General features: G+C 58.7%; 23 protein-coding genes and 2 pseudogenes. 14 read left to right on the forward strand and 11 right to left on the reverse strand.

Features of this window, described 5'->3' with window-relative positions:
* The first annotated feature begins 202 nt into the window (after nt 1-202).
* From RS887_RS26990 to RS887_RS27020, 7 genes are all read left to right on the forward strand, one after another.
* The gene (locus RS887_RS26990; protein WP_322617771.1) at nt 203-1,696 is read left to right on the forward strand and encodes an acetyl-CoA hydrolase/transferase family protein; all 1,494 of its coding nucleotides are present in this window, start codon (nt 203-205) and stop codon (nt 1,694-1,696) included.
* A gap of 319 nt (nt 1,697-2,015) precedes the next feature.
* Complete coding sequence (locus RS887_RS26995; protein ID WP_008018491.1) at nt 2,016-2,231, forward strand: DUF1127 domain-containing protein; 216 nt, start codon at nt 2,016-2,018, stop codon at nt 2,229-2,231.
* 257 nt (nt 2,232-2,488) lie between these two features.
* On the forward strand, nt 2,489-2,698 hold the full coding sequence (locus RS887_RS27000) for a DUF1127 domain-containing protein (RefSeq protein WP_322617772.1): 210 nt from the start codon (nt 2,489-2,491) through the stop codon (nt 2,696-2,698).
* Nucleotides 2,699-2,841: 143 nt separating this feature from the next.
* Nucleotides 2,842-3,162 carry a DUF2388 domain-containing protein gene (locus RS887_RS27005; protein WP_322617773.1) on the forward strand — a complete coding sequence of 107 codons (321 nt, stop codon included), beginning with the start codon at nt 2,842-2,844 and terminating at the stop codon, nt 3,160-3,162.
* Between the two features lie 107 nt (nt 3,163-3,269).
* The gene (locus tag RS887_RS27010; RefSeq protein ID WP_111283344.1) at nt 3,270-3,587 is read left to right on the forward strand and encodes a DUF2388 domain-containing protein; all 318 of its coding nucleotides are present in this window, start codon (nt 3,270-3,272) and stop codon (nt 3,585-3,587) included.
* A gap of 27 nt (nt 3,588-3,614) precedes the next feature.
* A complete protein-coding gene (locus tag RS887_RS27015; protein WP_008018488.1) occupies nt 3,615-3,935 on the forward strand; it encodes a DUF2388 domain-containing protein in 321 nt (106 codons plus the stop codon).
* Complete coding sequence (locus RS887_RS27020) at nt 3,932-5,893, forward strand: DUF4105 domain-containing protein (RefSeq protein ID WP_322617774.1); 1,962 nt, start codon at nt 3,932-3,934, stop codon at nt 5,891-5,893. The genes RS887_RS27015 and RS887_RS27020 overlap by 4 nt, the downstream gene beginning before the upstream one ends.
* 107 nt (nt 5,894-6,000) lie before the next feature.
* Here the strand turns inward: RS887_RS27020 and RS887_RS27025 are convergent, their stop codons facing one another.
* The 3 genes from RS887_RS27025 to trpB all read right to left on the reverse strand — a co-directional run bounded on the left by RS887_RS27025 (nt 6,001) and on the right by trpB (nt 8,603).
* On the reverse strand, nt 6,001-6,432 hold the full coding sequence (locus RS887_RS27025) for an anti-virulence regulator CigR family protein (protein WP_322617775.1): 432 nt from the start codon (nt 6,430-6,432) through the stop codon (nt 6,001-6,003).
* 123 nt (nt 6,433-6,555) lie between these two features.
* Entirely contained in the window at nt 6,556-7,368 is an 813-nt protein-coding gene (gene trpA, locus RS887_RS27030) for a tryptophan synthase subunit alpha (protein WP_322617776.1), read from the reverse strand.
* Nucleotides 7,368-8,603, reverse strand: a complete 1,236-nt coding sequence (trpB, locus tag RS887_RS27035; RefSeq protein ID WP_322617777.1) for a tryptophan synthase subunit beta — start codon at nt 8,601-8,603, stop codon at nt 7,368-7,370. Before trpB ends, trpA begins: the two co-directional genes overlap by 1 nt.
* A 124-nt stretch (nt 8,604-8,727) precedes the next feature.
* Here trpB and RS887_RS27040 point away from each other — a divergent pair, with 124 nt between their 5' ends.
* Nucleotides 8,728-9,621, forward strand: coding sequence for a LysR family transcriptional regulator (locus RS887_RS27040; protein ID WP_322617778.1), 894 nt, complete (start codon nt 8,728-8,730; stop codon nt 9,619-9,621).
* On the opposite strand, the gene RS887_RS27045 is transcribed toward RS887_RS27040, so the two are convergent.
* Complete coding sequence (locus RS887_RS27045; RefSeq protein WP_322617779.1) at nt 9,618-9,941, reverse strand: DUF883 family protein; 324 nt, start codon at nt 9,939-9,941, stop codon at nt 9,618-9,620. The genes RS887_RS27040 and RS887_RS27045 overlap by 4 nt on opposite strands.
* Before the next feature lie 157 nt (nt 9,942-10,098).
* Here RS887_RS27045 and RS887_RS27050 point away from each other — a divergent pair, with 157 nt between their 5' ends.
* Together RS887_RS27050 and RS887_RS27055 are read left to right on the forward strand one after the other, a co-directional pair.
* The gene (locus tag RS887_RS27050) at nt 10,099-10,314 is read left to right on the forward strand and encodes a dodecin (RefSeq protein ID WP_008018480.1); all 216 of its coding nucleotides are present in this window, start codon (nt 10,099-10,101) and stop codon (nt 10,312-10,314) included.
* Between the two features lie 122 nt (nt 10,315-10,436).
* On the forward strand, nt 10,437-10,658 hold the full coding sequence (locus RS887_RS27055; RefSeq protein WP_008018479.1) for a DUF1161 domain-containing protein: 222 nt from the start codon (nt 10,437-10,439) through the stop codon (nt 10,656-10,658).
* A gap of 65 nt (nt 10,659-10,723) precedes the next feature.
* Here RS887_RS27055 and RS887_RS27060 read toward each other — a convergent pair whose 3' ends face one another.
* On the reverse strand, nt 10,724-11,725 hold the full coding sequence (locus RS887_RS27060) for an LLM class flavin-dependent oxidoreductase (RefSeq protein WP_322617780.1): 1,002 nt from the start codon (nt 11,723-11,725) through the stop codon (nt 10,724-10,726).
* Between the two features lie 197 nt (nt 11,726-11,922).
* Between RS887_RS27060 and RS887_RS27065 the strand changes: the two are divergent.
* Nucleotides 11,923-11,997: pseudogene (locus RS887_RS27065) on the forward strand (OsmC family peroxiredoxin); the annotation flags it as partial.
* Between the two features lie 183 nt (nt 11,998-12,180).
* Nucleotides 12,181-12,414 carry a DUF1161 domain-containing protein gene (locus tag RS887_RS27070; RefSeq protein ID WP_008018477.1) on the forward strand — a complete coding sequence of 78 codons (234 nt, stop codon included), beginning with the start codon at nt 12,181-12,183 and terminating at the stop codon, nt 12,412-12,414.
* Between the two features lie 4 nt (nt 12,415-12,418).
* Here the strand turns inward: RS887_RS27070 and RS887_RS27075 are convergent, their stop codons facing one another.
* Both RS887_RS27075 and RS887_RS27080 read right to left on the reverse strand, forming a co-directional pair.
* A complete protein-coding gene (locus RS887_RS27075; protein WP_322617781.1) occupies nt 12,419-12,841 on the reverse strand; it encodes a hypothetical protein in 423 nt (140 codons plus the stop codon).
* A gap of 41 nt (nt 12,842-12,882) precedes the next feature.
* Nucleotides 12,883-13,305, reverse strand: a complete 423-nt coding sequence (locus tag RS887_RS27080) for a hypothetical protein (protein ID WP_322617782.1) — start codon at nt 13,303-13,305, stop codon at nt 12,883-12,885.
* Between the two features lie 59 nt (nt 13,306-13,364).
* On the opposite strand from RS887_RS27080, the gene RS887_RS27085 reads away from it, so the two are divergent.
* The gene (locus tag RS887_RS27085) at nt 13,365-14,462 is read left to right on the forward strand and encodes an aminopeptidase (RefSeq protein WP_322617783.1); all 1,098 of its coding nucleotides are present in this window, start codon (nt 13,365-13,367) and stop codon (nt 14,460-14,462) included.
* Here RS887_RS27085 and RS887_RS27090 read toward each other — a convergent pair.
* From RS887_RS27090 to RS887_RS27105, 4 genes and pseudogenes are all read right to left on the reverse strand, one after another.
* The gene (locus RS887_RS27090; RefSeq protein WP_322617784.1) at nt 14,444-15,673 is read right to left on the reverse strand and encodes a nucleoside recognition domain-containing protein; all 1,230 of its coding nucleotides are present in this window, start codon (nt 15,671-15,673) and stop codon (nt 14,444-14,446) included. The two genes, RS887_RS27085 and RS887_RS27090, sit on opposite strands and share 19 nt — an antisense overlap.
* Nucleotides 15,674-15,892: 219 nt before the next feature.
* Nucleotides 15,893-17,224: pseudogene (gene gltP, locus RS887_RS27095) on the reverse strand (glutamate/aspartate:proton symporter GltP).
* 711 nt (nt 17,225-17,935) lie between these two features.
* Nucleotides 17,936-18,100 (reverse strand): DUF1328 domain-containing protein, encoded by a 165-nt coding sequence (locus tag RS887_RS27100; protein WP_003170804.1) that lies wholly within the window; start codon nt 18,098-18,100, stop codon nt 17,936-17,938.
* Between the two features lie 71 nt (nt 18,101-18,171).
* Entirely contained in the window at nt 18,172-18,459 is a 288-nt protein-coding gene (locus RS887_RS27105; protein WP_322617785.1) for a hypothetical protein, read from the reverse strand.
* Nucleotides 18,460-18,898: 439 nt separating this feature from the next.
* Between RS887_RS27105 and algB the strand changes: the two genes are divergently transcribed.
* Nucleotides 18,899-20,245, forward strand: a complete 1,347-nt coding sequence (gene algB / locus RS887_RS27110) for a sigma-54-dependent response regulator transcription factor AlgB (protein ID WP_322617786.1) — start codon at nt 18,899-18,901, stop codon at nt 20,243-20,245.
* Nucleotides 20,246-20,252: the final 7 nt, after the last annotated feature.

Raw genomic sequence — 20,252 nt, forward strand, 5'->3', positions numbered from 1 at the left:
ACTCAGAACGCCCCGACTTGTCGGGGCGTTTTTGTTTGCGCAAATCGTCGGACAAACTATGCTTTTGTTACCGATCCGGTAACGGTGTTTTGCTTCAAAGACCCGGAATAGACGCCTCGATTGCGACCTTGGTAGCGGGACAGAAGCCGGCGCAATTCACTAGACTGCACGTCCTGCTACCCGTTGCCCGAGATAACAATCCATGTACCGTGACCGTATTCGCCTGCCTTCGTTGTTGGACAAAGTGATGAGCGCTGCCGACGCTGCCGCTCTGATTGAGGACGGCATGACCGTCGGCATGAGTGGCTTTACTCGCGCAGGCGAAGCCAAGGCCGTCCCCCAGGCGCTGGCCGAGCGCGCCAAGGTCACGCCGCTGAAGATCAGCCTGATGACTGGCGCAAGCCTGGGCAACGACCTCGACAAGCAGTTGACCGAAGCCGGCGTGCTGTCGCGACGCATGCCGTTCCAGGTCGACAGCACGCTGCGCAAGGCGATCAATGCCGGTGAAGTCATGTTCATCGACCAGCACTTGTCGGAAACCGTGGAGCAATTGCGCAACCAGCAATTGAAACTGCCGGACATTGCCGTGATTGAAGCCGTAGCGATCACCGAGCAAGGGCATATCGTGCCAACCACCTCGGTGGGCAACTCGGCCAGCTTCGCGATCTTCGCCAAACATGTGATTGTCGAGATCAACATGGCGCACAACCCGAACCTCGAAGGTCTGCACGACATCTACATTCCGACCTATCGCCCGACCCGCACCCCGATTCCATTGGTCAAAGTCGACGACCGTATTGGCAGCACCGCCATCCCGATCCCAGCGGAAAAAATCGTCGCCATCGTGGTCACCAACCAGGCTGACTCACCCTCCACTGTGCTGGCACCGGACGCCGAGACCCAGGCCATTGCCGACCACCTGATCGACTTCTTCAAACAGGAAGTGGCAGCCGGGCGCATAACCAACAGGCTCGGCCCGTTGCAAGCCGGCATCGGCACCATCGCCAACTCGGTGATGTGTGGCCTGATCGACTCGCCGTTCGAAGACCTGACGATGTATTCCGAGGTGCTGCAGGACTCGACCTTCGACCTGATCGATGCCGGGAAGTTGAGCTTTGCTTCGGGCAGTTCGATCACCCTGTCGAGCCGCCGCAATGCCGACGTGTTCGGCAATCTGGAGCGCTACAAGGACAAACTGGTTCTGCGCCCGCAGGAGATTTCCAACCACCCTGAAGTCGTGCGCCGCCTCGGCATCATCGGCATCAACACGGCACTGGAGTTCGACATCTATGGCAACGTCAACTCCACTCACGTCTGCGGCACGCGGATGATGAACGGTATCGGCGGCTCGGGTGACTTCGCGCGCAACGCGCACCTGTCCGTGTTCGTGACCAAGTCGATCGCCAAGGGCGGTGCGATTTCCAGCGTGGTGCCGATGGTCAGCCACGTTGACCACACCGAACATGATGTCGACATCCTTGTGACCGAAGTGGGACTGGCAGACTTGCGAGGCCTCGCGCCTCGGGAGCGTGCCCGGGTCATCATCGACAAATGCGTGCACCCGGATTACCGCCAGGCGCTGAATGATTACTTCACCGCCGCGTGCGCCATCGGCGGGCACACCCCGCACATCCTGCGTGACGCCCTGAGCTGGCACATCAACCTGGAAGAAACCGGGCAAATGCTGAAGAAGTAATTGCTACAGATAGCAGCTGGTGCAAACACAGTTTCGCCAGCTTGCTCTTGCCGCTTCCAAATATTAAAAAAACTGTACTGCTGTACCGGTCGTTTTCTAGGGTAAACCTCCACCTCACCGAACCAAAACAACACTTTTGCACCTTAACGGTGCAGACAGGTACAGTTGCCTCAATTTCGACCAGTACACCGCCTATAAACAGTTAACTGAGCTCTCACAATACAGATGAACTGTATCTACAGAGACTAGGCAAACAAGAGGATCATGGGCACCAGTTAAACCACTACCTAATCCCGCCACAAGCGGAAGGATGTCAACCATGGAACGTACACTCAGTTCCGAACTGTTCTTCGAAGACACTGCTGCAAAAACCCAGGCTTCCCTGCCTCTGCGCGTTATCGCCAACCTGATGCTGTGGCAGCGCCGCATCACCAGCCGCCATCAACTGGCTCGCCTGGATTCGCGTCTGCTGGCTGACGCCGGGATTAGCGAAGCACAACGCTACGAAGAGCTGAGCAAGCCGTTCTGGCGCTAAGTTAGCGTCGCTGGCTCTGACCTTAAGGTCCACCGCCAGCAACCCGAATTGAAAAAACAAAACCCGTCGTGGGAAACCACGACGGGTTTTGTCGTTCTGGCCTGTCAAATCCGGTCTTACAGTAGGGAAACCTGAAGACCAGTACAGTTTGCAAAAACCATCAACTTGATGAGTACAATATCGTCGCTGTGTGTCTGTAGTGGATGTTCGGCCGGTGTCAGCATGGAACCTCTACTGATCAGGACAGGGACCGCACCATGAGTTCTTTACAGGATGTTTCCAGCCCCTCAGTTCAATCGAGACCGTGCTTGAACCGGCTCAGAGATCTGTTAACAGGACTCTTCGCCAGCCTCGAAAGGGCGAGAACACGACATTTACTGGCTCAACTCGATGATCGTCAGCTATCAGACCTTGGCATCAGCCAGGCAGACCGCATCAATGAACTGGATAAACCGTTCTGGCGCTGACGGTCTGCTTGCATGACGGGCTGTTCGAACCGCCACACTCAGGCCTAATATCAAATCAGAACGTGGCGAGCGCAAAGCGCCTGGCGTCTGACTTTGCAGACACTGCGCCATTTTTCAATTGGTTTACCCTAAGGAGTTACCCCATGTCCCGTCTTCGTCTGCTCAGTGCTGCAGCCCTGTTTGCCGTGGCTGCCAACGCCAGCGCATCCAGCTTCATCGTGACCACCGATGCTGTCGTCAACGCGCTCAAAGCCACGTCCGATGCGACCACTGACGTCGTCTCGTCGTCGTTCAAGGATGACAAGATCGTGCTCGCGGCCCGTGACGACGCTGCCAGCTTCGTCGCCAGCGAAGGTTCCATCCGCGGCGTGAAACTCGAAAGCGCCCTCGACCATATTCGCCACCAGGCACCACAGCTGAACGCAAGCGACGCACAACTGGCGCAAGCGATCCTGACCATCTAAACGACTGCACAGACATGGGGCACGCCCGGCGTGTCCCAATGTTTCCGCGCTGGCTCTAGAATGGGCCTTGCGCTAGCCTTGGGACTCATTTTCAACTGTCGAGTCTCATGCGTTTTCCCTCGAATCTCTTCATCGCTCCAGTCTTTCTTAGTCTTGGTTACTGTGGATCAGCCCACGCTTATGACGCCTTCAACCTGTCCACCCAAGGCATCGTCGCCAGCGGCTACGCCACAAGTTTGGTGACCAGCGCCCCCTTCGACCATAAACTGCTGCTCGCCGCCCAGGATGACGCTGCGGCGTTCATTGCCAGTGACGGCCAACTGAGAGGCGCACGGCTGGAGTCGGCCCTGCGGTATCTGCGCCGAACCGAGGCAAAACTTCATGCCAGCGACCTTGAACTGGCACAAGCAATTCTCGTCCAATAGTTATCCCTGTTTTTCTGGAGTCGTTCCATGCGTAACCCGCTGATTGCTGCCACCTTAGGCCTGCTGCTGTTGGCCGATGTAACCCAGGCACATACTCTGGTTGCCACCAGTAACATGCTGATCCGTGCTACCCAGCGCACCCTCGATTTCACCTCCGACACCACCACATCCATTCGCGATTCGAAAATCGTGCGCGAAGCCCAGGACGACGCCGCCAGTTTCGTTGCCAGCAATGGCGACATTCGTGGCGCTCACCTGGAATCCGCTTTCGACTTGCTGCGCACCCGCGTGCCGGAAGCCCGTGACGCCAGTGATCAGGATCTCGCCGAAGCCATCCTCGCACTGTGAGGTATCCAGGCGCCTGGCTGCTGGCCGCGGCCCTGTTGCTGCTGGGCAACACGGCCCACGCAGGCCTTCAGTTACATCTCAAGACCGAAGGTCTGACTCCGGTGCAACAGCAAGCCAGCCAGGCGTTGCTTGATGAAGCCATGCAGGCACTGCCGCCACGCTTTATCGAGCGACTCGATCGACGCATCGACGTCGATTGGACCGATGACATGCCGCGCAACGCTTACGGTCAGGCATCACTGGTGTCCGAGCTCGATCTGAACCGCAACCTGCTGGCCGGCCTCACCGATGGCAGCGCCGCGACCACAAAAACCCATCGCCCCCATGGCACCGTGCGCCAGGAACTACTGGCCACGGTGTTGCACGAACTGACGCACATCTACGATCGCTCGCGCCTGTGGCCGGATGCAGAACGCAAACTGATTCAGCACTGCACCCGGCGCAACAACAGCTCAGGGCTGGTTGGCATTCCCGACCAATGTCGAGGCCAGTCCGATCGGCGCTTTACCCTCAGCGACGATCCGCGCCTGCTCGACCTCGCCGGCTGGCAGCAATACGTAGGCCGTCGTGGTGAACGCGAACAGTACAATCGCCAGATCGCCCGCAGTCCGGATATCTACGAGACCAGCAGTCCAAAGGAATTCGTCGCGGTCAACATGGAGTATTTCCTCCTCGACCCGAGCTATGCCTGCCGCCGCCCGGCGCTGTACCGCTACTACAAGGAACATTTCGGCTGGGCGCCCGCCGCCAAGGACTCCTGCAGCAAGACCTTCGCTTTCCTCAATGCCGGCAACGACTTCGCCAAGACTCCTTTGGGCCAGGTCGATCCGGAGCGGGTCTATGCCGTTGACTATCTGCTGGCCGAGGCCAACCAGAACCTGTTCAGCCGCTGGGGCCACAGCATGTTGCGCCTGGTGATCTGCGCGCCGGGCCGACCACGCGGACCGGATTGTCGATTGGACCTGGACCAGCATCTGGTGCTGTCGTACCGCGCCTTCGTCGGCGACGTACAGCTGTCGAGCTGGGATGGCCTGGTCGGCAAATACCCGTCGCGGCTGTTTATCCTGCCGCTGTCCCAGGTCATCGACGAATACACCAAGACCGAACTGCGCAGCCTGGCCTCCGTGCCCCTGAACCTGTCACGCAGAGAGATTGAAGACGTGGTGGAGCGTGCCGCCGAGATGCACTGGAGCTACGACGGCAACTACTTCTTCCTGTCAAACAACTGCGCAGTGGAAGAACTGAAATTACTGCGCGGCGGCACCAACAACCCGCAATTGGTGGGACTCGACAACATCATGCCCAACGGTTTGCTGGAGGTGCTGAAGGGCCGCGGACTGGCGGACACCAGCGTGCTGGACGATCCGCGAGAGGCCTTGCGCCTGGGTTATCGCTTCGACTCCTTCCGCGATCGTTATCAGGCCATGTTCGAAATACTGAAAAAGCACTTGCCGATCAAACAGGAAACCGTCGAAGACTGGCTGGACTTGAAAGCCACAGAGCGTCGGCAATGGTTCGAGCAGGCCGATTTGCGCACCAGTGCGGCGTTGCTGCTATTGGAACAGGCAAGTTTCCGTCAGCAGTTGCTGTTGGCCCAGGATGAAGTGAAGCAGCGTTACCTGGGTGCCCGAGAGCTGAAGAACGGCGGCATGGACAAGGCCAACGAGACGCTCAAGGACATTCTCGCCAACAGTGGCTTCCTCAGCCGGCCGGCGGAGCTGCTGGGCACCCACGGTTATGGCTTGCCGCAGCAGAGCGAATGGCAGCACCTGGAGTCGGAAAGCAGCCAGCGCCAGAAGCAGCTCCTGGCGCTGTCCGGGGATCTGGACAAGGAAGTGCGAGCGTTGCTTGAACCGGACCGTGCCGCCGAAATGGCTGCCAACGAGGCCAACGTGAAGCAGATTGGCGAGCACTTGCGCAAACTGCACAAGGCGTCGGGCGGGATAGAGTTGCCTTGACCCCGCAACCTGTATGTAGGAGCGAGCTTGCTCGCGAAAGGGCCATCAGCTTCAACCTCTTGGTTGACTGATACAACGCCATCGCGAGCAAGCTCGCTCCTACACCGTCAGTACAGAACCCCCTGCAGAACCTCATAGACAATCCCGGTTCCCGCCGCGATCAGCACAACGTCCGCGCCCGCGCGACGCCATTCGTAGCCCGGGTAATACGGCAACCGGTTCAACGCGCGGTTATCCAGGCGTTCGCCGTAATAGCCCCGAGGCAGCGGCCTGCCACGCACCACGATGACACCTGGTGGTGGCGGAGCGCCGCGGACGAAATACCCATGATTGTCGTGGATCGTCTGGCGAACAGGAGCGAAGTCCCGTGGTGGTGGCCCACCGCGATGGTAGTCCTGCGGGCCTCGGTGATCGTCGCCACGATAGTCACCATGGTTATCGTAATGGCCGTGATCGTCGTGCTGATCAGCGTTGGCATGCAGGGTCGCGCCGAGCAGCAGCACACCGAGGCCGGCCATCAGGCGTTTCGACATTTTCATCAGGTCTTTCCTCACAACACACACACAGCAAAAAGGGCTTCAGAACGCAGTCCTGAAGCCCTCGGTCTTGCTGTTTAGTCTGTGCCGCGAGGCTCTAATTCCTCTGTATCAGGAACTTTACCCTCAGCTGACGCGGGCTTTACGCACGCCGTCGGCCAATGCCGAGCAAAGGCTCAGCACGCCATCGATCGCCTGATCCGACGTCGAGGCATTGGCGATGTGATCGATCAGTGCCGACCCCACGACCACACCGTCAGCCAGACGCGCGATAGACGCTGCTTGCTCCGGCGTGCGAATGCCGAAACCGATGCTGATCGGCAGATCGGTATGGCGGCGCAGACGGGCGACCGCCTCTTCAACGTGCTCCAGCGTTGCCGCGCCAGCACCGGTCACACCCGCAACGGAAACGTAGTAAACAAACCCGGAGCTGCCGTTAAGCACGGTCGGCAGACGCACATCGTCGGTGGTCGGGGTGGTCAGACGGATGAAGTCCAGGCCGGCAGCCTGTGCCGGATCACACAGCTCACCGTTATGTTCAGGCGGCAGGTCGACCACGATCAGGCCGTCAACGCCGGCCTCTTTGGCTTCGGCAATGAAGCGCGGTACGCCGTACATGTGGATCGGGTTGAAGTACCCCATCAGCACCAGCGGCGTTTCGTTGTTGTCCTTGCGGAACTCGCGAACCATTTCCAGGGTTTTCGCCAGGTTCTGTTTGGCAGCCAGAGCACGGATGTTGGCGAGTTGGATCGCCGGGCCGTCGGCCATCGGATCGGTGAAGGGCATGCCCAGTTCGATCACGTCGGCGCCCGCTGCCGGCAAACCTTTGAGGATCGCCAGGGACGTGTCATAGCCCGGGTCGCCAGCGGTCACGAAGGTCACCAGGGCGGCGCGGTTCTGTTCCTTGAGTTCGGCAAAACGCGTTTGCAGGCGGCTCATCAGTGTTTCTCCTGCTTTGGCTGCTCTTGTTGAGAGTGTTCCATGTGGTGCATCACGGTCTGCATGTCTTTGTCCCCGCGACCGGACAGGTTGACCACCATCAGGTGATCCTTCGGCAGTTTCGGTGCGCGTTTGAACACTTCGGCCAGGGCGTGGGCGCTTTCCAGGGCAGGGATGATCCCTTCCAGGCGGCAGCACTGGTGAAACGCGGCGAGGGCTTCGTCGTCAGTCACCGAGGTGTACTGAACGCGGCCGATGTCGTGCAACCAGGCGTGTTCCGGACCGATACCCGGGTAGTCGAGGCCGGCAGAGATCGAGTGGGCGTCGATGATCTGGCCATCGTCATCCTGCAGCAGGAAGGTGCGGTTACCGTGCAACACACCCGGTACGCCACCGTTCAGGCTGGCTGCATGCTTGCCGGTCTCGATGCCGTAACCGGCGGCTTCAACGCCGATGATCTCGACACTCTTGTCGTCGAGGAACGGGTGGAACAGCCCCATGGCGTTGGAGCCGCCACCAATGCACGCCACCAGGCTGTCCGGCAGGCGACCTTCCTGGGCTTGCAACTGCTCACAGGTTTCCTTGCCGATCACGGCCTGGAAGTCGCGAACCATTGCCGGGTAAGGGTGCGGACCGGCCACGGTGCCGATCAGGTAGAAGGTGCTGTCGACGTTCGTCACCCAGTCACGCAGGGCTTCGTTCATTGCATCCTTCAGGGTGCCAGTGCCGGCCACCACCGGGATAACCTCGGCGCCCAGCAGCTTCATGCGAAACACGTTGGCCTGCTGACGTTCGATGTCAGTGGTGCCCATGTAGATCACGCAATCCAGACCGAAACGCGCAGCGACGGTGGCCGTGGCCACACCGTGCATGCCGGCGCCGGTCTCGGCAATGATGCGTTTCTTGCCCATGCGCCGTGCCAGCAGGATCTGGCCGATGCAGTTGTTGATCTTGTGCGCGCCGGTGTGGTTCAGCTCTTCACGCTTGAGGTAGATCTTCGCGCCGCCACAGAACTCGGTCAGACGCTCGGCGAAGTACAGTGGGCTCGGACGGCCGACGTAGTCGCGCTGGAAGTAGGCCAGTTCTTCCTTGAATGCAGGATCTTCCTTGGCCAACTCATATTCACGGGCCAGGTCGAGGATCAACGGCATCAGGGTTTCGGCAACGTAGCGGCCGCCGAACGCGCCAAACAGGCCGTTGGCATCAGGGCCGTTGCGCAGATTAGTCTGGGTCATTTGGCGCTCCAGTTGAATGCGTGAAGTGATGCATAAAGAGATAGTGGGCTTAACTCTACCCCTGACGCCCCGGCCTGAAAACCGATAAGATCGCCACAACCTGTCAGGAAAACTCACAGATCCCATGAGCCATGACCTTCCGCCGCTAAACGCGCTTCGCGCCTTCGAAGCCACTGCCCGCTTGAACAGCGTGAGTCAAGCCGCGGAGCAGTTACACGTCACCCATGGGGCAGTCAGCCGGCAATTGAAAGTCCTGGAAGAACACTTGGGCGTGAGCCTGTTCATCAAGGACGGTCGCGGCTTGAAACTCACAGATGCCGGGTTACGCCTGCGTGACGCCAGCAGCGAAGCCTTCGAGCGCCTGCGCAGTGTTTGCGCCGAACTCACACAAAGCACAGCCGACGCCCCGTTCGTGCTCGGCTGCTCGGGAAGCCTGTTGGCGCGCTGGTTTATCCCGCGACTGGGCAGACTCAATGCCGACCTGCCGGACTTGCGCCTGCACCTGTCGGCCGGAGAAGGCGATCTGGATCCGCGAAGACCGGGGCTGGATGCCTTGCTGGTCTTTGCCGAGCCACCCTGGCCGGCGGACATGCAGGTTTTCGAGCTGGCCGGCGAACGCATCGGTCCGGTCATGAGTCCTCGGTTCAGCGGCTATGAGCGGCTCAGGCAAGCGCCGGAAACTGCATTGATGAGCGAACCCTTGCTGCATACCACCTCACGCCCGCAAGCTTGGCCGAGCTGGGCGCAACCACGCGGCCTCGACGCCAGGGCGTTGAAGTACGGTCAGGGATTTGAACATTTGTATTACTTGCTCGAAGCCGCCGTTGCGGGCCTGGGCGTGGCGATTGCCCCCGAACCCTTGGTGGCCGAGGACTTGAAGGCCGGCCGCCTGGTTGCACCCTGGGGCTTCAGTGAAACCCCGGCACAACTGGCGTTGTGGCTACCCAAGCGCGCCGCGGACGGGCGCGCCCGGCAACTGGCTCAGTGGCTCAGGAACGAGCTGCGTCGAGCGGATTAATCACGCTTGCACAACAGATAAGCGGCCAGCAGACCCAATGCGCCCACGGCGACACCGGCTGTTGTCCAGGGGTGTTCCTGGGCGTAGTCGCGGGTGGCAATCCCGGTTTCGCGAGTTTTGACCTTGACCTCTTCATAGGCATCGGCAAGCAGATGGCGCGAGTGGTTCAAGGCATTCTCGGCGTTGCTTTTCAGGGTCTTGAGGGTTTTACGCGACTCGTCCGAGGCATCGTCCTTCAGGCTTTCCAAAGACTTGAGCAGACTCTCGATCTCGGCTTCCATGCTTTGCAATGAGGCTTTGCGTAACGAGCTGTTGGCCATGGTGGCTCTCCTGCATTGGTGATGAGGGGCGTGTGTGGGTTGGGACGTCAGGGGTGCGAGAAAGTGCAGAAAATCTGAACTTCATCCAGAGAACGACCAACACAAGAAATAGGAAAAATCACTGCTAGGCTGTAATTCACACGCCGAGGAGAACGCCATGTCTGACCATCACACCTACAAGAAAGTCGAGCTGGTCGGCTCGTCCACCAGCAGTATCGAAGATGCGATCAACAACGCGCTGGCCGAAGCCAGTAAAAGCCTCAAGTACATGGAATGGTTCGAAGTGACCGAGACCCGTGGGCACATCAGGGACGGCAAGGCTGCACACTTTCAGGTGACCTTGAAAGTCGGGTTCCGGATTGCCAGTAGCTGACTTTGGGCTAGTCTTCTGAACTTGCACGCCGGCCGAATGCCATAGGGAATGGCAATGCGCGACATGAGTGCGTCCGGCTGACGGCTGGTTACCCCCTATGACCCGACCCGGGAATGCAACCGATGAAGAAGTTTATGTTGGCGGTAGGTTTGTTGAGCCTTGCGGGGACCGCATTGGCGGGCGGCAAGCCATGCGAAGAGCTGAAAGCCGAAATCGCAGCGAAACTTGATGCCAAGGGCGTTGCCGGTTATTCGCTGGAGATTGTCGATAAAGGTGCCGCTGCCGGCGGGAAAGTTGTTGGCAAATGCGAAGCGGGCGCCAAAGTGATCGTCTATAAAAAGTAGGCAGAATTTCGCCTGAAAAAAGCCGACACCACGGTGTCGGCTTTTTTACGCCCGGCGTTTGAGTATCAGCCTCGCATGACCTGCGCCAGCAACTCGTAGGAATGCACGCGATCCGAATGCTCGTACAGGTCACAGGTGAAAATCAGCTCGTCAGCCTGGGTCTGCTCAATCAGGACCTCGAGTTTGGCGCGGATTTTCTGCGGACTGCCGATCATGGCCAGGCCAAGGAAATCGTGCACGGCCTCTCTCTCATGGGGCAGCCACAGGCCGTCCATGGTCTTCACCGGCGGGCGCTGTACCAGGCTTTGGCCACGCATCAGGGCGAGAATCCGCTGGAACACCGAAGTCGCCAGGTAATCGGCCTGCTCATCGGTATCGGCTGCCACCAATGGCACACCGAGCATCACGTAGGGCTTGTCCAAAACGGCGGACGGCTTGAAGTGATTGCGGTAGACCCGAATCGCTTCATGCATGTAGCGCGGTGCGAAATGTGAAGCGAAGGCGTAGGGCAACCCGCGTTCACCCGCCAGTTGCGCGCTGAACAGGCTCGACCCCAACAACCAGACCGGCACATTGGTCCCGGTTCCCGGCATGGCGATGATGCGTTGATCCGGGGTACGTGGCCCAAGGTAGCGCACCAGTTCCGCCACATCTTCCGGGAAATCGTCGGCGCTGCCGGAGCGTTCGCGGCGCAACGCACGTGCAGTCATCTGGTCGGAACCGGGGGCACGCCCCAGGCCCAGATCAATCCGGCCCGGATAAAGGCTTTCCAGGGTGCCGAACTGCTCGGCAATCACCAGCGGTGCATGGTTGGGCAACATCACCCCACCTGAACCGACACGAATGGTCGACGTACCACCGGCCAGATAACCGAGCAGCACCGATGTCGCGGAGCTGGCGATGCCGTCCATGTTGTGGTGCTCAGCCACCCAGAAGCGGTTGTAACCGAACTTCTCGACGTGCTGCGCCAGGTCCAGCGAGTTGCGCAGCGACTGGGCCGCGCTGCCGTTCTCGCGCACCGGCACCAGATCGAGGGTCGAGAACTTGATATCGGACAGTCGTTTCATGAACCTGCTTCTCCAATTGAGGGCGCAGGTTTGTTCTTGCGAACGCAAACCTGCCGAATCCAAAAGCGTGTTCATGCAATGTGGGCATATACCCGAGTTTCAATAGCCAGGTAAAAAATCCCGCGAAAAAAGCAGACTGATCGGACGAGGTGAAGTTTGCGCCACCGTCTATCGCCATGGTGTTTTCCATGATCCTCGGTAAGGCCAAAGAGGGCTGTCCGGTGTCCAGGGTGCTGAATGCGAAGATCAGCCTGGAGGCAATATTGGTCGGCTGGATTTTTGTTGAAAACAAAAGATCGCAGTTTTATGCAACCTGCCGGGATCATTCGGCAAAAAGTGTTCAAGGCTGCGATCTTTTTTGCGCCGTGACAGATTTGCCCGCTAAAACTATGGTCGAATAAATGACAGCAGCGAAACCCCATGAATATCCGTGCTGCCTCAAAGGAGCTTCAACCATGAAACGTTTTGCCTTGGCGGTTATCTGTTGCGCACTGGCCACTTCGGCCCTCGCGGCACCGAAACCCTGCGAAGAACTCAAGGCCGAGATCGAAGCCAAGATTCAGGCCAGTGGCGTCACTGCCTACACGCTTGAGATCGTCACCAACGACGAGGTCCACGACCAGAACATGGTCGTGGGCTCGTGCGAAAATGGCACCAAAAAAATCATCTACCAGAAGAACGACCGCTGACAGCTCACATCAGGCAGTAGGACTCCCGATCTTCAGCGACGATCTCGCGCTTGGCGTTGTACAGCCGGGCCTCGGGTATGAAGGCGATTGAGCGGCCTTGGAGCACATAACGCTGACCGGCTTCGAAATGATCGTATTTGATGGTCAGGTAGCAGATCCGTTCAGAGGGGCCGTTCATCATGCTCAATCCGCCACCACCGGGTACTTCAAAGTCGAAACGGACGATCAGTTCGTGGCCGCCCGGCGTGACCTCAAAGAAACGCCCGTCGCGCAGGCGTTGTTTGTCCAGTCGTTCAGCCATCAACAACTTGTCGTTAGGGAAGGGCGTAGAGAATTCGACCCAGGCCATCTGCGGATTAGCCGCCGGCATCGGGCTCTGACAGCCAGCGACAACGCTGGCAGCCAGCAACAGCATCAACCTGTACATGATGAATGTCCCAAGGGGTTATACATTCAGCATAACGCCGATCAGGTGCCTTGGCAGCCCGCTGGCTTGCCCTGGCCAATCACTTTTCGCTGCTGATCGTAGAGTTTCGCCCAAGGCCGAAAACCAATGTTCCCCGCCTGTAGCTCATAACGCTCACCCGCGTTGAAGTCGTTGAATTTCACGTTCAACTGACAATCGCGCCACAACGGCTCGGCGCCGGGACCGATGTTGGTGGGCTGGACCGAAAACTGATAGCGGACCGTCAACTCATGGCTACCGGGCCGGACCTCGAAATAGCGTTTATCGTCAGTGGTCTTGTTATCGACCTCCAGCGCCTGCAACGACGTATCTTCCTGCTTTGAGTCCAGGTCGATCCAGGCTTGCGCGGGATCAGGGCGAGGTATTCCGAAACCAGCACAGCCGGCCAGAAACAGCAAGCCACCCGTCAGTATCAACATGCGCATAGCGGAGCTCCATTCAAGCGGGATAGTCTTGTGCAAAGACTCTCCAAGGAAGAATTATTGTGTTCAGGCCGCTTCCTAGCCTTGGGTTACTTGATCGCGTTTTTCGCGTTTTGTTTCCGAGTGTGTTGTTTTTGTTGCTCAACGGTTGCGCCAGCGTCAGCTATTACAGCCAATTGGCCAGCGGCCAACTGCAGTTGTTGCGGGCCAGGGAGCCTGTTTCCAACGTGATTGCCGACCCGGCGCGCGATGAAAAACTGCGTACACGCCTTGAGCAATCGCAAAAAGCCCGAACGTTCGCCAGCCGGCAATTGCACCTGCCGGATAACCAGAGTTACCGCTTGTACGCCGACATTGGGCGTCCTTTCGTCGTCTGGAATGTCTTCGCCACGCCGGAATTTTCCCTCAAGCCCGCAAACCACTGTTTCCCCGTTGCCGGTTGCGTGGCCTACCGCGGTTACTACAGCCAGAGCGCAGCCCGCGGCGAAGCGGCTGTGCAACGCTTACAGGGCATGGACGTGTCGATTGGTGGCGTCGAAGCGTACTCGACACTTGGCTGGTTCAATGACCCGATCATCAGTTCGATGATGGGCTGGGGCGATGAGCGGCTGGCCACCCTGATCTTTCACGAGTTGGCCCATCAACGTTTCTATGTGAAGGACGACACGGAGTTCAACGAATCCTTTGCCACCTTCGTCGAGCAGGAAGGTACTCGCCAGTGGCGCGCCTACCGCGACCTGCCACCGGATAACAATGCGCAGGCGCGTCAGCGCGAGCAGTTCACCGGGTTGGTGCTCAAGACCCGCACCCGACTGGAACTGCTCTACACCTTGCCATTGCCCACCGAACAAATGCGCCAGCGCAAGGCGGCCGAGTTCGAGCGCTTGCGCAGCGAGTACCGGCAAATGCGCGACCGTCAGTGGGCTGGAGACAAACGCTACGACGCCTGGATCTATGCCCCCATGAACAATGCCCGGCTATTGCCGTTTGGCTTGTACGATCAATGGGTACCGGCATTTGAGGCGCTGTTCCGTCAGGTCAATGGCAACTGGCGGCAGTTTTATGCGGCTGTGGAGAAGCTCGGCGCCTTGCCCATGGACCAGCGCAAAGCAGCGTTGAAAACGCTGGCTGACGGCACCCATCAACCAAAGAACCAGTAGCAAACCCCGATTGCACCCAACACCCCGGCAAGCTCCGCCAGCAATGCACAGCCAACCGCATGGCGTGCGCGCTGGATGCCCACGGCACCGAAGTACACTGCCAAGACATAGAACGTGGTCTCGGTACTGCCCTGGACCGTTGCCGCCACCAGCGCCGGGAAGCTGTCTACGCCCGAAGTCTTCATGGTTTCAATCAACATCGCCCGGGCGGCGCTGCCCGAGAAGGGTTTGACCATCGCCGTCGGCAGCGCATCGACGAAGCGCGTGTCCCAGCCGGCCCATGCCACCAGATGGCGAATCCCGTCCAAACCGAAGTCCAGCGCCCCGGAGGCTCGCAGAACACCCACCGCGCAGAGCATCGCCACCAGGTAGGGCAGCAAGTTCTTGGCGACATCGAAACCCTCTTTGGCACCTTCGACGAAGGCCTCGTAGACCTTCACTTTGCGCAGCGCACCGATCAGCAGAAACAGCATGATCAGGCCAAACAGCGTCAGGTTGCCGAGGATCGATGACAAGCCGGCGAGTGCAGTCGCCGAGAGGGTCGCCAGCAACGCCATGAAAGCACCGAGGGCGAGGGCACCGGGGATCAGGTAGGCCAGCACCACTGGGTCCCAGATGCGCAAACGCTGCATGAACGCCACTGACAGGAAACCGACAATGGTCGAGCAACTGGTCGCCAGCAGGATCGGCAGGAACACCAGCGTCGGGTCAGGCGCGCCTTGCTGGGCGCGATACATAAAGATGGTCACCGGCAGCAGGGTCAACGAGGAGGCGTTGAGCACCAGGAACAGAATCTGTGCGTTGCTGGCGACGGTTGCGCTGGGATTGAGTTCTTGCAGCGCCTTCATGGCCTTGAGGCCGATGGGTGTGGCGGCGTTGTCCAGGCCCAGGCCATTGGCGGCGAAGTTAAGGGTGATCAGGCCGATGGCCGGATGACCAGGCGGGACTTCAGGCATCAGGCGCAAAAACAGCGGCCCCAAGGCCTTGGCCAACCATTCGACGATCCCGGCTTTCTCGGCAATGCGCAGAAAGCCGAGCCAGAGGGTGAGGGTGCCGAACAGCAGCACCATGACTTCGACCGACAGCTTGGCCATGGCAAAAATGCTTTCCACCATCGCCGCGAATATCCCGGCGTTACCGCCAATCAGCCACTGGGCCAGCGCCGATACGGCGGCCACGATGAAGAAGCCAAGCCACAGGCCATTGAGCATCAGTCAAATCCCCCAAAAGATCCGCGAATGATAGCGGGGTGGCCAGAAACGACAAACCCCGGATTTCTCCGGGGTTTGACTGTTATTGACTGCACCGACCCCATGTGGGAGCGGGCTTGCTCGCGAAGAGGTCATCAGCTTCAGCATTAATGCTGGTTGCCAGACCGCTTTCGTCGGATCGCCGCCCGGAGCAAGCCTGCTCCCACAAGGGGTGTTGCATCAGTTTTTGGAAACTTCGCCCGCCGGCAGTTTTTCCTTGCTGCGCCAGTGCGGAAGGGAGTTCCAGTAGCGCTGGCCCTTGGCGTCGTCGTACATGCCTTCCCAACGAGCGATAACCAGAACGGCCAGAGCGTTGCCGATCACGTTCAGTGCGGTACGGGCCATGTCCATGACGCGGTCGACACCGGCGATGAACGCCAGGCCTTCCAGTGGAATACCGACGCTGCCCAGGGTGGCCAGCAGTACCACGAAGGACACGCCAGGTACGCCGGCGATGCCTTTGGAGGTGACCATCAACGTCAGTACCAGCAGAAGTTGTTGGCTGATCGACAGGTCGATGCCATACAGCTGGGCAATGAAGATCGCCGCGATGCTTTGGTACAGGGTCGAACCGTCGAGGTTGAACGAGTAACCGGTCGGCACCACGAAGCTGCAAATGGCTTTCGGCGCGCCGTAGGCTTCCATCTTCTCGATCACGCGCGGCAGCACGGTTTCGGAGCTGGCGGTGGAGTAGGCCAGTACCAGCTCATCCTTGAAGATGCGCATCAACTTGATCACCGAGAAGCCGAACAGGCGAGCGATCAGGCCCAGGATCACGAAAGCGAAGAAGGCAATGGCGAAGTAAACCAGGATCACCAGTTTGGCCAGCGGCAACAGCGACGCGAAGCCGAAGTTGGCCACCGTCACCGCGATCAGCGCGAACACGCCGATCGGGGCGTAGTTCATGATCATGTGAGTGACCTTGAACATGCTTTCCGATACGCCCTGGAACATCTTCACCAGCGGCTCGCGCAGGTCCGCCTGCAGGCTCGACAAAACCGAGACCGAACAATACGGAGAAGAAGATGATCGGCAGCATTTCACCGCGAACCATGGCCGCAAAGATGTTCGACGGGATCAGGTTGAGGATGGTTTCGATGAACGCGTGTTCATGCTGAACCTCGGCCGCCGTGGCCTGGTACTTGAAATGTCCACAGTGCCCAGGGTGCTCATATCGATGCCGGCACCCGGATGGAACAGGTTGGCCAGCAGCAGACCGACCACGATGGCGATGGTGGTGACGATCTCGAAGTAGATGATGGTCTTGAAGCCGATGCGCCCCAGCTTCTTGGCGTCACCAACGCCGGCAATGCCGACGATCAGGGAGGAGATGACGATCGGAATCACGATCATCTTGATCAGACGGATAAAGATATCGCCTGCCGGTTGCAGGACGTTGCTGATCCACCAGGCTTTTTCGGCACTGAAATGGTTGAGCAGCGCACCGATTGCAATCCCCAATACCAGACCGATGAGGATCTGCCAGGCGAGGCTAAGCTTTGCCTTCTTCATATCTTTACCCTTACTTGTTGTTTGACTCAGGGAGATGCGCGAACTGGAACGCTTATGGCGAAAAAGTCTAGTGCATCTGCCCCCCGTATAAGGTGCCCCGGAGCGCGTATTGACGGCTCTCTGGCAGGCGAAAAAAGGCGCAACTATTCCGATGCAAGGGAGCGCCGTCTAATGCCGTAAACGCCTACCCCATGCCGAATCGGCATGAGGTTTTTTTACCGAAAGCGACGTCGCAACCGGTTCGAATACGACATTTCAGCAGGCATAAGTGCCGTGAACCGGTCATCACAGAGCAGATTGAATGTTTTTTGAGCAATGGCTGAGCGTTGATTTTTCAGCAGAATCCCGCAGGACGAAGCGAAAAATCACAGCCAAAGAAAATGGATTTTTCTCGATATACGGTCGCTGGTGAAACACCAGGAAAAGTATTTTGCGACGTAACAAGGACAAGGAAGCGATAACACTGGTGAAACCGAGACGAGCGCTCTATTTCAATGTGTTGCGTGTTCAAGCCCTTCGCAAGTCCGTCGAGCCATGGCGGTCCGGCGAACTTGCGCAGCAGCTTTTCCTGACCCGGCCCTTGCGCAGGCACTCCCTGTACCCGTAGGTCACTCCGCCCCTGAAGCAGGCAGAACATCCCGACCCCTTGGTCATGCGCCAGCCTTCCTCAGGTGACGCAGGTGGAAGGAGGCGCTGTGACCTCCTCTCATATCAGCCTCGACCACGACGGCCAAAGAAGAAGGAGGCAATGAACATCACCAGGAACACGACAAACAGAATCTTGGCGATACCCGTGGCGGTGCCCGCGATACCACCGAAGCCCAGTACGGCGGCGACGATGGCGATGATCAGGAATGTGATTGCCCAGCTCAACATGGTGATTCTCCTTACACTTGTGTTTAGAGGTGCTGCGTTTCCCGGCGCATCGGGTGCGGCGGAAGTTTTGCCTAGAACACCCAACGCTCTTGATGACGCATCTCACCCACAGGCCCCGCCTGGTCGACATCCATCATGCGTATCGGGGGGCTATCGGCCTGACCGCTGCTGACAGCGCTGAAATGGGTTTGGGTCGCATGCGGAGTCGACAGGAATGGTGCTGCCGGCTGCTGACTCTGCTCCCAGCGCAGAAATTGCTGGCCGCCGATCAGGGTGATCAACAGCGCCAGAACAGCAAACAGTCCTTGCTGGATATGCACAGGCGACAGGTGCAGGCGGGCGACACGTTGACGGTTCATCCTGGAGCTCCTACCACTTGGGTCGGTATTCGATAGCGGGCGTTTGTTTTTGAATGCCCTGGTTAACCAGACAATTGCAGCCCGCATGCCAGCTTTTTCTCGAAATAATTTCCTTTTATTTCAATAACTTATTAACACCAAAGAAATCATTTCGCGCGCATCCTGCACGATGCCACGGGTGCAGTCGTGCGTATTGCACGATTCTCTTGAAGGGAAGGTGTAAATTTTTTGAATTGAGAGAAGGGCGCGGATGTCAGAAATACAGGCTGTCCACTGTCAGGAACCGGACATCTATTAAAAGACCCGCATAATCAGGTGGCTAACCGATACATCGGATGAAAGCTACTCTGCCATGACAGCATTGGCCCAGAATCAATCATGCAACTTGCCCGATTTTTCCGGGCCTAAATAAAGATCATTCATTAAGGAGCGCAGGAAAATGGAATCAGCCAATGAGCATCAAGGCCGCATTCTACTGGTGGATGATGAGTCCGCTATCCTGCGTACCTTCCGTTATTGCCTTGAAGACGAAGGCTACAGCGTGGCCACCGCCACTAGCGCCGCGCAGGCAGAAACCCTGTTGCAGCGACAGGTCTTCGACCTGTGCTTCCTCGATTTGCGCCTGGGTGAAGACAACGGCCTCGATGTGCTGGCCCAGATGCGTATCCAGGCGCCCTGGATGCGGGTGGTGATCGTCACTGCGCACTCGGCCGTCGACACGGCGGTGGATGCCATCCAGGCCGGTGCCGCCGACTATCTGGTCAAACCGTGCAGCCCCGATCAATTGCGCCTGGCAACCGCCAAGCAATTGGAAGTGCGACAACTGTCGGCGCGACTGGAGGCCCTGGAAGGTGAAGTGCGCAAGCCCAAGGATGGTCTGGACTCCCACAGCCCGGCCATGAAAGTGGTACTTGAAACCGCCCGCCAGGTTGCCACGACCGATGCCAATATCCTGATTCTTGGTGAATCCGGTACCGGTAAGGGCGAACTGTCCCAAGCCATTCATGGCTGGAGTAAACGCGCGAAGAAATCCTGCGTCACGATCAACTGCCCGTCACTGACCACCGAGCTCATGGAAAGCGAACTCTTCGGCCACAGTCGCGGCGCCTTCACCGGCGCCAGCGAAAGCACCCTGGGCCGAGTCAACCAGGCTGACGGCGGCACGCTGTTTCTCGATGAAATCGGTGACTTTCCCCTGACATTGCAGCCCAAGTTGCTGCGTTTTATTCAGGACAAAGAATATGAGCGCGTCGGTGACCCGGTGACCCGACGGGCCGATGTGCGCATCCTTGCGGCCACCAACCTCAACCTTGAGGACATGGTCCGCGACGGTCGTTTCCGTGAAGACCTGCTCTATCGCCTGAATGTCATTACCTTGCACCTGCCACCGCTACGCGAACGCCGCGAAGATATTCTCAACCTGGCCGATCGTTTCCTGGCGCGTTTCGTCAAGGAGTACGCCCGTCCCGCGCGCACCTTCAGCGATGAGGCTCGGGAAGCACTGCTGAGCTATCGCTGGCCGGGCAACATCCGTGAGCTGCGCAACGTGATCGAGCGGGCGAGCATCATCTGTCCGCAGGAGCGGGTCGAGATCAGTCATCTGGGCATGGCCGAAACCCCAGCCAACAATACACCTCGCATCGGCGCGGCATTGAGCCTGGATGAGCTGGAGAAGGCCCACATCGGCGCGATCCTCGCCACCGCCGACACGCTGGACCAGGCGGCCAAAACCCTGGGCATCGACGCCTCGACGCTGTACCGCAAACGCAAGCAGTACAACTTGTGAGCAATAG

This window comes from Pseudomonas sp. BIC9C (assembly GCF_034541995.1).
GTDB classification, from domain to species: Bacteria; Pseudomonadota; Gammaproteobacteria; order Pseudomonadales; family Pseudomonadaceae; genus Aquipseudomonas; species Aquipseudomonas fluorescens_CC.

Excerpts from the sequence above, each read along its gene's own strand:
- RS887_RS26990 (WP_322617771.1), top strand. The coding sequence starts at position 203 with ATGTACCGTGACCGTATTCGCCTGCCTTCGTTGTTGGACAAAGTGATG.
- RS887_RS26995 (WP_008018491.1), top strand. The coding sequence starts at position 2,016 with ATGGAACGTACACTCAGTTCCGAACTGTTCTTCGAAGACACTGCTGCA.
- RS887_RS27000 (WP_322617772.1), top strand. The coding sequence starts at position 2,489 with ATGAGTTCTTTACAGGATGTTTCCAGCCCCTCAGTTCAATCGAGACCG.
- RS887_RS27005 (WP_322617773.1), top strand. The coding sequence starts at position 2,842 with ATGTCCCGTCTTCGTCTGCTCAGTGCTGCAGCCCTGTTTGCCGTGGCT.
- RS887_RS27010 (WP_111283344.1), top strand. The coding sequence starts at position 3,270 with ATGCGTTTTCCCTCGAATCTCTTCATCGCTCCAGTCTTTCTTAGTCTT.
- RS887_RS27015 (WP_008018488.1), top strand. The coding sequence starts at position 3,615 with ATGCGTAACCCGCTGATTGCTGCCACCTTAGGCCTGCTGCTGTTGGCC.
- RS887_RS27025 (WP_322617775.1), bottom strand. The coding sequence starts at position 6,432 with ATGAAAATGTCGAAACGCCTGATGGCCGGCCTCGGTGTGCTGCTGCTC.
- trpA (WP_322617776.1), bottom strand. The coding sequence starts at position 7,368 with ATGAGCCGCCTGCAAACGCGTTTTGCCGAACTCAAGGAACAGAACCGC.
- trpB (WP_322617777.1), bottom strand. The coding sequence starts at position 8,603 with ATGACCCAGACTAATCTGCGCAACGGCCCTGATGCCAACGGCCTGTTT.
- RS887_RS27040 (WP_322617778.1), top strand. The coding sequence starts at position 8,728 with ATGAGCCATGACCTTCCGCCGCTAAACGCGCTTCGCGCCTTCGAAGCC.
- RS887_RS27045 (WP_322617779.1), bottom strand. The coding sequence starts at position 9,941 with ATGGCCAACAGCTCGTTACGCAAAGCCTCATTGCAAAGCATGGAAGCC.
- RS887_RS27050 (WP_008018480.1), top strand. The coding sequence starts at position 10,099 with ATGTCTGACCATCACACCTACAAGAAAGTCGAGCTGGTCGGCTCGTCC.
- RS887_RS27055 (WP_008018479.1), top strand. The coding sequence starts at position 10,437 with ATGAAGAAGTTTATGTTGGCGGTAGGTTTGTTGAGCCTTGCGGGGACC.
- RS887_RS27060 (WP_322617780.1), bottom strand. The coding sequence starts at position 11,725 with ATGAAACGACTGTCCGATATCAAGTTCTCGACCCTCGATCTGGTGCCG.
- RS887_RS27070 (WP_008018477.1), top strand. The coding sequence starts at position 12,181 with ATGAAACGTTTTGCCTTGGCGGTTATCTGTTGCGCACTGGCCACTTCG.
- RS887_RS27075 (WP_322617781.1), bottom strand. The coding sequence starts at position 12,841 with ATGTACAGGTTGATGCTGTTGCTGGCTGCCAGCGTTGTCGCTGGCTGT.
- RS887_RS27080 (WP_322617782.1), bottom strand. The coding sequence starts at position 13,305 with ATGCGCATGTTGATACTGACGGGTGGCTTGCTGTTTCTGGCCGGCTGT.
- RS887_RS27090 (WP_322617784.1), bottom strand. The coding sequence starts at position 15,673 with ATGCTCAATGGCCTGTGGCTTGGCTTCTTCATCGTGGCCGCCGTATCG.
- RS887_RS27100 (WP_003170804.1), bottom strand. The coding sequence starts at position 18,100 with ATGTTGAGCTGGGCAATCACATTCCTGATCATCGCCATCGTCGCCGCC.
- RS887_RS27105 (WP_322617785.1), bottom strand. The coding sequence starts at position 18,459 with ATGAACCGTCAACGTGTCGCCCGCCTGCACCTGTCGCCTGTGCATATC.
- algB (WP_322617786.1), top strand. The coding sequence starts at position 18,899 with ATGGAATCAGCCAATGAGCATCAAGGCCGCATTCTACTGGTGGATGAT.